The 12452-nt window shown below is 59.4% G+C and carries 12 protein-coding genes; 9 read left to right on the forward strand and 3 right to left on the reverse strand.

Going from position 1 to position 12452, the window contains the following annotated elements:
- The first annotated feature begins 7 nt into the window (after positions 1 to 7).
- The 5 genes from ACOYW2_RS07570 to ACOYW2_RS07590 all read left to right on the forward strand — a co-directional run bounded on the left by ACOYW2_RS07570 (position 8) and on the right by ACOYW2_RS07590 (position 4622).
- Positions 8 to 1948, forward strand: a complete 1941-nt coding sequence (locus tag ACOYW2_RS07570) for a M28 family metallopeptidase (RefSeq protein WP_482769991.1) — start codon at positions 8 to 10, stop codon at positions 1946 to 1948.
- A gap of 153 nt (positions 1949 to 2101) precedes the next feature.
- Positions 2102 to 2833, forward strand: a complete 732-nt coding sequence (locus tag ACOYW2_RS07575; protein ID WP_482769992.1) for a transglutaminase-like domain-containing protein — start codon at positions 2102 to 2104, stop codon at positions 2831 to 2833.
- Positions 2834 to 2938: 105 nt separating this feature from the next.
- Positions 2939 to 3625, forward strand: a complete 687-nt coding sequence (locus ACOYW2_RS07580) for an aconitase X (RefSeq protein ID WP_482769993.1) — start codon at positions 2939 to 2941, stop codon at positions 3623 to 3625.
- On the forward strand, positions 3586 to 4203 hold the full coding sequence (locus ACOYW2_RS07585; protein WP_482769994.1) for an aconitase X: 618 nt from the start codon (positions 3586 to 3588) through the stop codon (positions 4201 to 4203). Before ACOYW2_RS07580 ends, ACOYW2_RS07585 begins: the two co-directional genes overlap by 40 nt.
- On the forward strand, positions 4200 to 4622 hold the full coding sequence (locus tag ACOYW2_RS07590) for an aconitase X swivel domain-containing protein (protein ID WP_482416786.1): 423 nt from the start codon (positions 4200 to 4202) through the stop codon (positions 4620 to 4622). Before ACOYW2_RS07585 ends, ACOYW2_RS07590 begins: the two co-directional genes overlap by 4 nt.
- 371 nt (positions 4623 to 4993) lie before the next feature.
- Here ACOYW2_RS07590 and ACOYW2_RS07595 read toward each other — a convergent pair whose 3' ends face one another.
- Positions 4994 to 5755, reverse strand: coding sequence for a hypothetical protein (locus tag ACOYW2_RS07595; protein ID WP_482769995.1), 762 nt, complete (start codon positions 5753 to 5755; stop codon positions 4994 to 4996).
- A gap of 386 nt (positions 5756 to 6141) precedes the next feature.
- Between ACOYW2_RS07595 and ACOYW2_RS07600 the strand changes: the two genes are divergently transcribed.
- From ACOYW2_RS07600 to ACOYW2_RS07610, 3 genes are all read left to right on the forward strand, one after another.
- Positions 6142 to 6987: a 3-hydroxyacyl-CoA dehydrogenase family protein gene (locus ACOYW2_RS07600; protein WP_482416784.1), complete on the forward strand. Its 846-nt coding sequence runs from the start codon at positions 6142 to 6144 to the stop codon at positions 6985 to 6987.
- Between the two features lie 681 nt (positions 6988 to 7668).
- Entirely contained in the window at positions 7669 to 8730 is a 1062-nt protein-coding gene (locus tag ACOYW2_RS07605; protein WP_482770995.1) for an MFS transporter, read from the forward strand.
- A gap of 91 nt (positions 8731 to 8821) precedes the next feature.
- Positions 8822 to 9256 carry a VOC family protein gene (locus ACOYW2_RS07610; protein WP_482769996.1) on the forward strand — a complete coding sequence of 145 codons (435 nt, stop codon included), beginning with the start codon at positions 8822 to 8824 and terminating at the stop codon, positions 9254 to 9256.
- On the opposite strand, the gene ACOYW2_RS07615 is transcribed toward ACOYW2_RS07610, so the two are convergent.
- Together ACOYW2_RS07615 and ACOYW2_RS07620 are read right to left on the reverse strand one after the other, a co-directional pair.
- The gene (locus ACOYW2_RS07615) at positions 9238 to 9642 is read right to left on the reverse strand and encodes a rhodanese-like domain-containing protein (RefSeq protein ID WP_482769997.1); all 405 of its coding nucleotides are present in this window, start codon (positions 9640 to 9642) and stop codon (positions 9238 to 9240) included. The genes ACOYW2_RS07610 and ACOYW2_RS07615 overlap by 19 nt on opposite strands.
- Positions 9643 to 9668: 26 nt before the next feature.
- Positions 9669 to 10376: an MgtC/SapB family protein gene (locus tag ACOYW2_RS07620; protein ID WP_482769998.1), complete on the reverse strand. Its 708-nt coding sequence runs from the start codon at positions 10374 to 10376 to the stop codon at positions 9669 to 9671.
- A gap of 512 nt (positions 10377 to 10888) precedes the next feature.
- On the opposite strand from ACOYW2_RS07620, the gene ACOYW2_RS07625 reads away from it, so the two are divergent.
- Positions 10889 to 12322: an alanine/glycine:cation symporter family protein gene (locus ACOYW2_RS07625; protein ID WP_482769999.1), complete on the forward strand. Its 1434-nt coding sequence runs from the start codon at positions 10889 to 10891 to the stop codon at positions 12320 to 12322.
- The last annotated feature ends 130 nt before the right edge of the window (positions 12323 to 12452 follow it).

Genomic DNA, 12452 nt, shown 5'->3' on the forward strand with positions numbered 1-12452 from the left:
GGAATGCATGAAGAAGAATGTCCTGTGGCATCTTGCGCTGGCCCTGTTTGTTTTCTTTGTATCGCCGGTTTTCGCCGACGATGCCGGAACCGAGGTTGTTCAGGAATGCCTGGAGTCCCTGAGCAAAGTGGCCTCGCCCGCCAATGTGGTGGCCAGCTCCGGGCGCTTTGAAAACAGGGTACGGATTCAGTGGGACCCCGTTGCCCGCGCCACCGGGTACAGCGTGTTCAGGGCCCGTAACGTGGCAGGGCCTTATTACCCCATCAGCCCTGTATTGAAAGAGGCGACCTTTGACGACACAAAGGCCGACGTGGGGAAGTACTACTGGTACAAAATCATCGCCTGGCGCTACATCTTCCACAGCCCGGCCAGTGAGCCCGCCAACGGGTGGGCTGCCCTCTTCATGCCCAGCGGCGAGGAGACCACCGTGGAGCTGCTCACCCGGGTGATCATGGATATCCCTCACTTCATGCGTATCAAGAAAGCGGCCTCCGAAGTGGAAGAGACCCTGCCCGAGCCCATCGACACCGACGCTTATCTTCCTTCCGGAGACGAAATTTTCTCCTATGTCGAACAGGTGTGTGCCACCGAGCATCGCAGGATCGGTTCCCCGGAGGCCCGGATCGCCGAAGAGTACATCATCGGCGAAATGTCGGCGATTCTGGGGGTGGCAAATGTGGGTGTCGAAGAGGTTGAGTGCGATGTCTACAAGGCCGAGTCCTGGAATCTCCAGGTGGAAGAGGACGGTGTGATGACGGAGTTTCCCGCCTTCTATACGGTGAACACGGGCATGGTCTACGGGGAGAAACCCAACGGTGGGGCCGTGACGGGCTCCATGGTCTGGGCCGGTGAGGGCACCCGGGAAGAGTTCGACAAGCTGGGCAACATCCAGGGCAAGATCATTGTGGCCCAGTGCCCCTTCCCCTCCTTTCCCGTGGGGCTCATCCAGATGCTCTATGACGACGGGTATTACACCTCGGATCCCACCGGGTCTTTCAACCTGCTGACCACCCAGGACCTGACCTTTGTGCGAAGCAACTTTCCGGCGGAGTATACAGAGGAGAACAATCCCAACTCGGTCTACTGGCTCGCCAGCGACCGGGGGGCCGCAGGCCTCGTGCTGGTGCTCAAGGACCATCCCTTTGACATCAACACCCACTGGGGCCCCTATGCGGGCAAGATGAAGGCCATGCCCTGCATGTATGTCTCCCATTACAAGAACGACCGCATCAAGGCCCTTGCCCAGGCCGGGGGCGACGCCACCCTGACCATCACCGGAACCCTGGAGCCGGGCCACGGCCGCAATATCTACGGGATCCTGCCGGGGCAATCCGAGGAGACCATCATCATCAGCACCCACCACGACTCGGCCTTCAAAGGGGCCACCGAGGACGGCACCGGCGTGGGCATGGTCCTTGCCATGGCAGAGACCTGGGCCCAGGTTCCCCCGGACCAGCGTGAAAAGACCCTGCTCTTTATCACCACCACGGGGCATTTCTACGGGGGCAAGGGGTCCCGAACCTTTGCCCATACCCACGCGGAGGACCTGTTGAAAAACGCCGTTCTGGACATCAACCTGGAGCACCTGGCGGCCCGGAACTACGTGGACGACGGGCAGGGCAACGGGGTGTTCCGCAACCGCAGCAGCAGGCTCTCCATCGTCTTTGTCAACGAAAACTACGAAGCCATTGCCACGGCATCGCGGATGATGAAGCGCACCGAGCCGGAGCGGACCCTGCTGATTCCCTCCACCCTCCTGGGACCCGTGCCCCCGGGTGAGGCCGGGCATTACCATATGTATACGGGGGTCGACTTCATTCACTGGATCGGCCAGCCCTATTACCTTCTTACCTCCGACGACACCCTGGACAAGGTGGATGTGTCCCAGCTCCGTCCCCTTGCCAAGGGGATTTCAGGCATGATCGGCACGTACATGAAGATGGATTGACGGCAGGGTCCCGCCCGGCCTCTGCCCCAGGGCCCCTTTGCCCGGTGAATCGCGATGTTGCTGTAGCGCACCCGCTCTGACTCCCTGCAGCTCCCGGATCGGACAGCCCGGGAGACTGCGCAGCCTTCATTCAAATCACAGGAGACCGATACCATGACAGAACCCGAAGAGTTTTCACTGTACCTGAAGCCCACCTTTTTCATTGACTCTGACTGCGTTGAGATTGCGGACTACGCTCGGGAAGCGTGCCGGGGAGCCTATACCGACCAAGAGAAGGCGATTCGTCTGTTTTACGCTGTCCGGGACGATATCAAGTACGACCTGTTCGGCTACGAGATCAATCCCCTGTACATGAAGGCCAGCAATATCCTGAAAAAAGCGAGCGGGTACTGCGTGTCCAAGGGACTGGTCCTGTGCGCTGCGGCCAGGTCCGTGGGGATTCCCGCCCGCATGGGGTTTGCCGACCTCATCAACCACCAGACCCCCGCGAAAATCACCGAGCTGCTCCAGACCGATGTGTTTGCCTTTCACGGGTTTGCCGAGATCTTTCTGGGAGGCAAATGGGTCAAGGCCACTCCGTCCTTTGATCTGGGGCTGTGCGAAAAATCCGGGTACTACATCCCGGAGTTCGACGGCATCCATGACACGACCTACCCGGCCTACACCCTCTCGGGAGAGAAGCACATGGAGTACATCCATTATTACGGCAGCTTTCCCGACCTCCCCGTGTACGATCTTCTCGATTCCGTGAAAAAGCATTACCCCCATTTTTTCAGCAACGGAATGGATGTGACCGTGGACAGCCTGGTGGAGGGCCTGGGCCTGGATATCCGGGACGTGGCACCTGAAAAGAAGCTTCTCTGTATCCCTCCGAGGGCCGCATGACCGGTCTCTGGCGGACCGCGTGCCTGTGCGATGCGGGGCTGAAGCGCTCCAACCCGCACGGGCACACACCTGAAACGTTCTGTGATACCTGAATTCGAGGTTTTTATGCTTTTAACGGAAGAAGAGAGAAAGATGCTGGGGGGCGAGTTCGGCCCCGGAGTCCAGAAGGCCCTGGCGTTTCTGGTTGAATACGGGGAGGCCTTTGACGCCCAGCGGCTGGTTCGGGTGGACAGCGCCCATATTCTGCCGGATCCCGTGCACATGCTTCAGGAGCTCATGGAAGGGGTGGATGTTGTGCCCACCCTGTCCACCATTCACTCCCTGTCTCCCCTTGCCGCCCGATGGGTGACGGAGCTCGGGCTTCGGGAAGACTCGGCGGGCCCGGTGATCCAGGACACGGCAAAGGCCGTGGAACTTTATAAGGGGCTGGGATGCTTTATGACCTTGAGCTGCGCCCCCTACCTCATGGGGAACATGCTGAAAAAGGACAACGTTTTTTCCTGGGCGGGGTCTTCCGGCATCATCATCAACAACTCCCTGTTCGGGGCCCGGGGAAACCGGGATTCAGGCATTGCCATGACCTGTTCGGCCATCACCGGCCGAACCCCCGAGTTCGGGCGCATACGAAAGGACGAGCGCTATGCCGAGGTGGTGGTGAAGTTCCAGAAAGTGGATACGGCAAAGCTCTCGGAAGCCGAGCGGGCGCCATCGGCTATCACGTCGGCGCACTGGCCGAAACACGGAATGTGGTGGTGGACGGGCTGCCGCCCACCGTTCCCTTTGAAAAACTGAAATACCTGCTTTCTCCCATGCCTGTCTCCGGGGCGGTGAGCCTCTGTCATTTGACCGGGATCACGCCGGAGGCCCCGAGCCTTGAGGCGACCCTGGGCAACCGCAAGCCCGATATGACGTTGAGCCTTTCGCCCTTTGAGCTGAAAGATGCGGCGGCCCAGCTCTGTCATTACACAGCCTCGGATGTGGAGGTGGTGGCCCTGGGGTGTCCCCATCTGACCATGCGCGAAATCAGGGATATCGCCATGCGACTGGACGGGAAACGGGTGTCCGACGGGGTGCGGCTGGTCCTGGCCACCAACGAGGGGGTGCTGGAGCTGTGCCGCCGCATGGGGTATGTGGACACCATCGAAAAGGCCGGAGGCCTCGTCATCACTGATTCGTGCATCGCTGTGTTTCCCTTTGCCCACATGAAGGAGCCTGTATCCCGCGTGGCGACCAACTCAGCCCGTTGTGCCCATTACCTGCTTCGCGGGGGGGCCGGCGAGGTGGCCGGGGGAAAGGTGATGGATACGTACTACGGCAGCACCGGTCAATGTATCGATGCGGCCCTTACCGGAACATGGGAGGAACGATGAACATCAAAGGCCACACCATCAAAGAGGGATGCGTGGAAGGGGAGGCACTGGTCCTGAGCATGCCCTTCTCCTTTCTGGGGGACTTCGACCTTACCACCGGCAGGCTCAACGACCTGCACGACCAGGCCGGAGCCAACATTTCCGGCAAGATCCTTGTGTTTCCATCGGGGCGGGGCTCCACCACAGGAGCCCTCATCGGGTTTTACGCCTGCCTGTTCAAAACAGGGCCCCTGGGCATGATCGTACGGGAGGCGGAGCCCGTTGTCGCCATCAGCGCCGTCATGAACAACATCCCCATGATGGATCGCCTGGACATCGACCCCATGGCCGTGATCCGCACCGGGGACTGGGTCTGCCTGGACGCCACCAACCGGGTGGTGAGGGTGGAAAAGAACATGACGTTGAGGGAGGCGGGGTAAGGGCAGGGAAAGCAGGAAAAACAGGAAATAGTGAATAGGAAATAGTGAATAGTGAATAGGGAATAGGGAATAGGGGATAGGGAATAGGGAATAGGGAATAGGGAATAGGGAATAGGGAATAGGGGATAGGGGATAGGGGATAGGGGATGGGGGATAGGGAATAGGGAATAGGGAATGGGGAATGGGGAATGGGGAATGGGGGGCCTTGGTCATCGTTTCGGTCATCAGGGTGTTCTTGATGACACCGTTCCAAGGGCCGATAGCGCGGTAGGGTGCACCCTGTGCACCGTGTTCGGGTCGCCCAAGGTTTCGATTTTAACGAGGTATTCGGGATATGACGGGCTTTTTAGCTTGCCGCCGGGGGCCGTTTTTCATGGCTTCAGCAGGCGCCAGGCGATGGCCTGGGCGAGCACGGCCATGGCCAGGGAGAGGAGAAAGGCCTCAGCCATGGGAAGGGCCGTGAGCGTTCGGTTCAGGGCCATGCAGAAGGCGGCAAAGGAGTAGAGACCGAAGACCATGCCCCGAAGGAGTTTTACCACGTACCCCGTGCCCTGCTTCCGGTGGGAGAAGACGGCCAGGATGGAGCCCATCACCGGAAAGGTGGCGGCAATGCCGCTTGCCCGGGGGCCGATGGTGGCTGAGGCCCAGGTGACGGCCAGCACCAGGAGCACGGCGGCGATCATCCTGTAGGCAAGCTCATGGGGGTGGGAGACCGAGGTTGGTGCTCCGGGGGATGTGGCCGGAAACAGCCTCGGGGAGAACCACAGCACGGCCAGAATAAGGGGAAGGCCGATGCCAAGGGGAGGGAACCAGGCCAGCAGGAGAAGGGCCGACAGGGTGTAGGTCAGAAGGGCCAGGACCAGGGCAATCGGCCAGTTGAACCGCGTGGCGCTCCAGGCGTAGGCCAGGTAAAAGGCGACAAAGGCCAGGACCCCGGACAGGGTTCCGGTGGCTGCGTTTCCGGCAAAGGCCGGGCCGTGCTCCAGGGCAAGAAAGAGCAGGATGGGGCCGGAGATCACCGGGAAGGCGGAGAGCCATCCGGCAACCAGGGCACCCCAGCGTTTTCCCGCGTAAGTAACGGCTGCGATGATGCCGGGGGTGAGGATGAGCTTGAGACCGAGGGTGGGTTGCATGGGCAATACCCGGACGGCAAGTCAGCATTAATACCGGCCGCACGGTCACTGGCGGTCCGGCGCCAAGGGGGACATGACAATGCCGTCCCCCGTGCGGGCGTTCATGACGAGGGTTTACGACACTTCGCGCGTGGGGTCAAGGGGCGTCGTGATGAAAAAATACGGTGCTGTTCCGGGGGGATGGGCGAAGGAACATGGATACCCTGTTGCGCCCGGCATGGAAAGGTGGGGGGCCGACCGCGCCTTGCCTGATAACGATGTTTTGAAAAGAGTACAATATGTCTTGACGCGATCGGGTTTGTCGGCTTACGTTAACGTGAAGTTTAGCTTTGGCCAGAAGGTTGGTTTTTTTGTGAACAGACCGGATTTCCGAAAGGATAGAGACCATGAGCAAGGTGACGCGAGTCGGGATTGTGGGAGCGGGGATGATGGGGGCTGAGATTGCCCTGTGTTGCGCGCAAAGCGGCATGGATGTCATTTTAAAAGAGGTGAGCCAGGACCTGGCGGACAGGGGCAAGGCGGTTGCAGGCAAGATCCTGTCACGTGCGGTGGACAAGGGCAGGCTGGATGGGACGGAAAAAGAGAATACCCTTGCCCGCATCGAAGCAACGGACATGTATGACGGGTTCGACGAGGTGGACCTTGTGATCGAGGCGATTCTGGAAGTGCCTGAAACCAAGCGGGCCCTCTTTGAAGAGCTGGACGTTTTGTGCAAGCCCGAGTGCGTCTTTGCCTCCAACACCTCATCAATCTCCATTACGAAACTGGCCGCCGCGGCCCGCCCCGATCGGTTCGTGGGGCTCCACTTCTTTTCTCCGGCCTCGGTGATGAAGCTGGTGGAAGTGATCCCCGGGCTTGTCACCTCCACGGCAACCGCAGAGTTTGCCATGGGATTCTGCCGGGCCATCGGCAAGGAGCCGGTGAAGGTGAAAAATGTGGAGGGGTTTGTGGTGAACCGCATCCTCCTGGCGCTGATGAACGAGGCCTACAGGCTCCTGGACGAGGGGGTCGCCACCAAAGAGGACATCGACACCGCATGCCGTCTCGGCCTCGGTCACCCCGTGGGTCCCTTTCGCCTGAGCGACAACATCAGCCTGGATCTTCTCGACAAGGTCCATACCATTCTCACCGATACCTACGGCGACCGGTTCAAGACCCCCGGGATTTTCCGCGAACATCTCGACGCCGGGCGCGTGGGGCGCAAGGCCGGCAAGGGGTGGTATGACTACTGATCCCCGGGTTTGTAGGTGGTCTTGCCCATATCTTGCCTGCACGCGGTATTGACACGCGTTTCAAAATCAAGAAGAATACCCTGTAAAACCGTTACCAGTGTAGCCCGGATATTTCACGAGTCGAGTGCACCCATATTCAAGGCATCAGAAGCCTGCAGAAGTCGTGGTTTTATAAAGTCGGAATAACGGTATAGATGGGTGCACTCGGCTCGCCCGAAGGATGAGAAAATCAAACAGCAAACGTTGATTTACATTTTGCATTTTCAAAATAGCTGATATTTTTACTGTAGCCGTCCGAAATCATATTGCTTTCCTTTTGGGTGGCTGTTTTCTCATGAAATATCCGGGGTAGGAGACACATGAATACACATACCATACGATTTCTCTCTCCGCCTCCTCCGCAGACAGCCTGAATTTTTTGGCGTTCTCTGTAGAGTGAGTGGCGATGGCTCCTGATTTGCCCGGTATCCGGGTGTGATTAAGAGAACGGGGGCCGTGCGTGAAATCCGGGCCCCCGGCCATCCGTCCGCTCTGAGTGTGGACTTTCTGCTGATATGTCAGCGGATAAGGAGGATGGTATGGCTCGATTTCAATCGGCTGTTTCGTTGAATGTCTCTGTGTTTTTTCTGATGGTGGGCGTCGGTCTCACCGTTTCATCGTCTTCCGCCCGAATCGGCTGCCCTGTCCGGATCGTATTCCGACGTGGGGTGCCTTGCCTCGTGTTTTGCCCTTCCCTTTGTGTTGCTTCAGGTCCCCATGGGGACCCTTGCCGACCGCTATGGCTGCACATGGTTTCTGGTGGCCGGGTACGCGGTCTGCGGTTTTGCGGCCCTGGCCTATGGTCTGGCCGAAACCCCGAGTATTCTTTATCTGGGACGGTTTCTCCAGGGGGTGGGGGAGGTGCCTGTCTGGGCCCTGGCCCCGGCGCTGCTCTCCATGGATTGGACCGAAGGCCGGGGGAAGATCCTGGGCCTGTACAACGCATCCATGCACCTGGGGCTGACCGCAGGAGGGCTCCTGGGCCTTCTTTTGTGTGACAGCTGGGGGGGCACCGGCGCCTTTTGGTTGCTTGCGGCAACCGGTTTTTCGGGTGGGATCGTGGTGCTTTTGGGCGTGGGGAAAAACGAAGGGACCGGGAGTCCCCGAAGCGGGGGCTGGCACCTGACATCGGCGTGGGCCCTTGTGGCCACCCGGGAGACGCGGGCTGTTTTCTCCGGCGTTGTTCTCTACGGATGCGGTTATGGCGTGTTTCTCACCGTGATTCCCATGTCCCTTGTGGCGGGCCGTGGGGGTGGGGAGAATGCTGTGTCGCTTTTTTTCGTCCTGTTTTATGTTGCCGTGGGGCTGGCCCAGCTTATGGGCGGCGCCTTGTCCGACAAAGCCGGACGCGTGGCGACCATGATCCTGGGGCTTATCCTGGCGGGGAGTTGCCTGCCCCTTGCCGTCTGGGCCAGCGGCCCGGCCCTTTTAGGCTCTCTTGCCATGGCCGGGTTCGGGTTGGGTGTTTTCTGCGTATCGGCCATGGCCGCTTTGAGTGAGTCGGTTCCGATCTCCCGCAGGGGCACCGTCTCCGGTGCATTTTACCTGGCCTGGGGGACGGGGTTTTTTACGGGGCCGATGCTGCTGGGCACGGCTTCGGACCATGGCGGGTTTGGACCCGGCCTGCTCGTTTTTTCCGCGTTGATCCTGGGCAATGCCGGTGTGCTGGCTGCCGGTTTTGGATGTGGCCGGGCTGTGGCCTGACCGGTTTTTTCTGTGCAATCGGTTCCTTTGCCGTGGTGGTGACGTATCACCTTGGCGCATGGACTATCTATACAGTTTTTAAGGAGACAAGATGAATCCACAGGCGTTATCCACCTGTTTCTGCACGCCGGATGTTGACGCATGCCGCGCGTTTTATCGAAAACACTTTGCCGCTTCCATCGCCTTTGATTGCGGCTGGTATCTGAGCCTTCGCTTTGGATCGGATGGCCCCACAGTTCAGTTTATGGAGCCCCGGGGCGACAGGCCTGTCTTTGGCGGAGCCGGGGTGGTCCTGAATTTCATGGTGGAGGATGTGGACGCCGAGCATGCGCGATTGACAGGGGAGGGCCTTGCCGTCCTGAGCCCCCTGGAAGACCACCCCTGGGGCGACCGCGGGTTTTCCGTGGCCGACCCCATCGGAAATGTTCTTTACCTCTATAAAGAGATCGAGCCCACGGAAAGAGACAAGGCGATTCTCAGGGGAGTAGGTCCCGAGCACAGCTGGCATCATGGCCCCAGGCGGTAGAACCGGCCTGGGGTCATGGCTCCGGCCAGCTCGTCCAGGCGTCCTTTGAGGGCCTTGATCTCGTCGAAGTCCTGGGTGCGGAGGAAGGCGTAGGCCATGGCGGCCCGAAACCCGGAGACGCAGAAGGTGATGATGAACTTGTCCCGGGGGAGTTCGTCCACACGGTCGGGAAGCTCATGCAAGGGGATGTGCCGGGCAAAGGAGAAGGTCAGGTGGTCTTTCTCCTCCCGGGTTCGCACATCCAGAAAGAGGAAGTGGTCGTTGCCGATGAAATTTGCGGCGTCGTCCACGGTGATGCCGTATTCCCCTGCAACGAGAAATTCAATGTCCATTTCCCGTAGCACATCGGCAAGGGTTGGGGCGGCGAACAGGTCGTCTGGGGCCATGGTCACCTCGCTTGGTCTATGGTGTGTTAAATTTTGTACCACTTGATGGAGTTGAGCATGATGGGGCTCTCCTCCAGGGCGTCGATGATATCGTAGGAGCGCTTGTCCACGTTCCCCCGGGATGAGAGCTGGAGCCCCAGGGTGAGGCGGGTGACGCCCGTGTCGTAGTCTTTCAGAAGTTCCGTGGAGATGATTCGGAGCCCGTTTTTCTTCATCACCTCGACGGCCCTCTCCGGCTTTTCCCCTTCGGGCAGGGAGAGGGTCAGGTTGCGGTAGACATCCTTTTTATAGAACTGCTCCACGTAGTTGAGCACCGACAGGGAGAAGAGGGCGATGATGGTGGTGGCCACGGAGAGGATATACAGCCCGGCCCCTGCGGCCATGCCGATGGCGCAGGTGATCCAGAGGCAGGCCGCTGTGGTGAGCCCCCGGACGGAGAGGCCGTCTTTGATGATGGCCCCGGCTCCCAGGAAGCCGATACCCGTGACAATTTGTGCGGCGATGCGCCCGGGATCCGTGACCCCCTGAAAGGCCTCGGGTTTCAGCACACCGAAGGTGGAAACCGCCGTGGAGAGCGTCATGAACACCGCAGACCCGGCGCAGACCAGCAGGTGGGTCCGAAGGCCCGCCTCCCGACCGTGGATGTCTCGTTCCAGTCCGAGCAGCCCCCCCAGGGCGGCGGCCGTCAGGATTCGAATGATATACGGTAATGATTCGTTCCACATGTCCAGCATCGGTGTTCCTCTTTGTCTATGTCGAGTTTTAGTGCGAAAACTTTTATTATATTCCATTTTTCTAATAGAGGGTATGGCTTTTTTGCATGTGTCAGTAAAATAGGCCGTGAGCGTGCCTGGGAGGCGGCCATGCCAAGGGCAAGGCGGGGCGTTGCATGGAGGTTCTGCTTCGGGTGTCCGTGGGGGTGAAACCGAGAATAAGCGTAAGGTTGCCTGTTGTTAAGCCATCGGGGCAGGGCCAGGTACCGGTCTGTTCAGCAAGGAAGGAACCTTGGCTAAGGCTTGATTTGGCGAGGGATTTCCATCGTTTTTACGTGATTGCAATTTAGGGTGAATCGTACTATATTCCGGGCCGAAATATGAACGTATGAATGAGCGGGAACGGCATTACCCACACACATACACGCACGAACGGGGCGGCTTGGACGCCAATGCCCGGGCTCGTGCGTTTTTTTGTTTGTCCATGCCATCGACGGGAAGCCGGTCCCTGTTAAACTCACAAGGAGCAACGCGTGTTAAACACTATCATCAACAACCTGAACGGCTTGATCTGGGGCTCTGTCCTCATTTATCTTCTGATCGGCGTGGGGATTTACTTCACCCTTCGCCTGGGATTCATCCAGTTTCGCCACTTCGGGCACATGTTCTCCGTGCTGAAAAAGAGCCGTCAGGCGGACAGCGCCGGGATTTCATCCTTTCAGGCCCTGTGTACAAGCCTGGCCGCCCGTGTCGGCACCGGTAACCTTGCCGGCGTGGCCGTGGCCCTTACCCTTGGGGGGCCCGGTGCCATCTTCTGGATGTGGCTGGTGGCCCTGGTGGGCATGTCCAGCGCCTTTGCCGAGAGCACCCTGGCTCAGCTTTACAAGACCCGAGACGACGCCGGTAACTACCGAGGCGGCCCCGCCTACTATATGGAAAAAGGCCTGGGCATGCGCTGGATGGGTGTGCTCTTCTCCATTTTTCTCATCATCTCCTTCGGCCTGGTGTTCAACGCGGTGCAGGCCAACTCCATTGCCCAGGCCATGGATGTGGCTTTTGGGGTGTCCCCTGCGGTCATGGGGGGAATCCTCGTGGTCCTCTCCGGCATCGTCATCTTCGGCGGTCTTCGCACCATCGCACGGGTGGCCGAACTCATCGTGCCCTTCATGGCCCTTGCCTATTTGATCCTCGCCCTGTTTGTGGTGGGCTCCCAGATTGAAAAGCTTCCGGATGTGATCTCTCTGATTATCAACAGTGCCTTTGGATGGGACAAGGCGGTCTCCGGTGCCCTGGGGTACACCGTGGCCCAGGCCATGATGAACGGCATCAAGCGCGGCCTGTTTTCCAACGAAGCGGGCCTGGGTTCCGCTCCTAACGCTGCTGCTTCGGCCACGCCTTATCCTCCCCACCCCGCCTCCCAGGGGTATGTCCAGATGCTGGGCGTGTTTGCCGACACCCTGGTGATCTGTACCGCAACGGCCGCCGTGATTCTCGTCTCCGGTGCCCTGGAGAGCAACTCCGGCATGAGCGGCATCGAACTGACCCAGAAAGCCCTCTCCTCCGGTGTTGGGGACTGGGGCAACGCTTTTGTGGCCGTGGCGATCTTTTTCTTTGCCTTTACCTCGGTCATCGCCAACTACTCCTATGCAGAGACCAACCTCATCTTCCTTGAGCGAAATCACCCCGGCGGCCTGACGGTGTTCCGGTTTCTCGTCCTGGGCATGGTGATGTTCGGCGCCGTGGCCGAGCTGCCCATCGTCTGGTCCATGGCAGACCTCTCCATGGGGTTCATGGCCCTGACCAACCTGGTGGCCATTGTGCTTCTCTCCGGCGTGGTGGTGAAGCTGGCCAGGGATTACAACAAGCAGCTCAAAAATGGCAAGCTGCCTACCTTTGATGCCAACGAGTACCCCGAGCTTCGTGACCAGCTGGAACCGGGGATCTGGGACGGGAACAGCGACAAGTAACAGTCATTGGCCCTTTTCTGCTGTTTCGGCGAAAAGGGCCTTTGTTTCAGCGCCCCGCCATGCTTTGGCTCCCTGTTGAATCCGTTAAGGGGGCCAAAGGACGACGGGGCGTTTTTTTTTGCTACCCGCT

It is taken from the genome of Desulfoluna sp. CLI2B, from assembly GCF_056847375.1.

Coding starts and splice junctions, on each gene's coding strand:
- ACOYW2_RS07570 (WP_482769991.1), top strand. CDS start 8: ATGAAGAAGAATGTCCTGTGGCATCTTGCGCTGGCCCTGTTTGTTTTC.
- ACOYW2_RS07575 (WP_482769992.1), top strand. CDS start 2,102: ATGACAGAACCCGAAGAGTTTTCACTGTACCTGAAGCCCACCTTTTTC.
- ACOYW2_RS07580 (WP_482769993.1), top strand. CDS start 2,939: ATGCTTTTAACGGAAGAAGAGAGAAAGATGCTGGGGGGCGAGTTCGGC.
- ACOYW2_RS07590 (WP_482416786.1), top strand. CDS start 4,200: ATGAACATCAAAGGCCACACCATCAAAGAGGGATGCGTGGAAGGGGAG.
- ACOYW2_RS07595 (WP_482769995.1), bottom strand. CDS start 5,755: ATGCAACCCACCCTCGGTCTCAAGCTCATCCTCACCCCCGGCATCATC.
- ACOYW2_RS07600 (WP_482416784.1), top strand. CDS start 6,142: ATGAGCAAGGTGACGCGAGTCGGGATTGTGGGAGCGGGGATGATGGGG.
- ACOYW2_RS07610 (WP_482769996.1), top strand. CDS start 8,822: ATGAATCCACAGGCGTTATCCACCTGTTTCTGCACGCCGGATGTTGAC.
- ACOYW2_RS07615 (WP_482769997.1), bottom strand. CDS start 9,642: ATGGCCCCAGACGACCTGTTCGCCGCCCCAACCCTTGCCGATGTGCTA.
- ACOYW2_RS07620 (WP_482769998.1), bottom strand. CDS start 10,376: ATGCTGGACATGTGGAACGAATCATTACCGTATATCATTCGAATCCTG.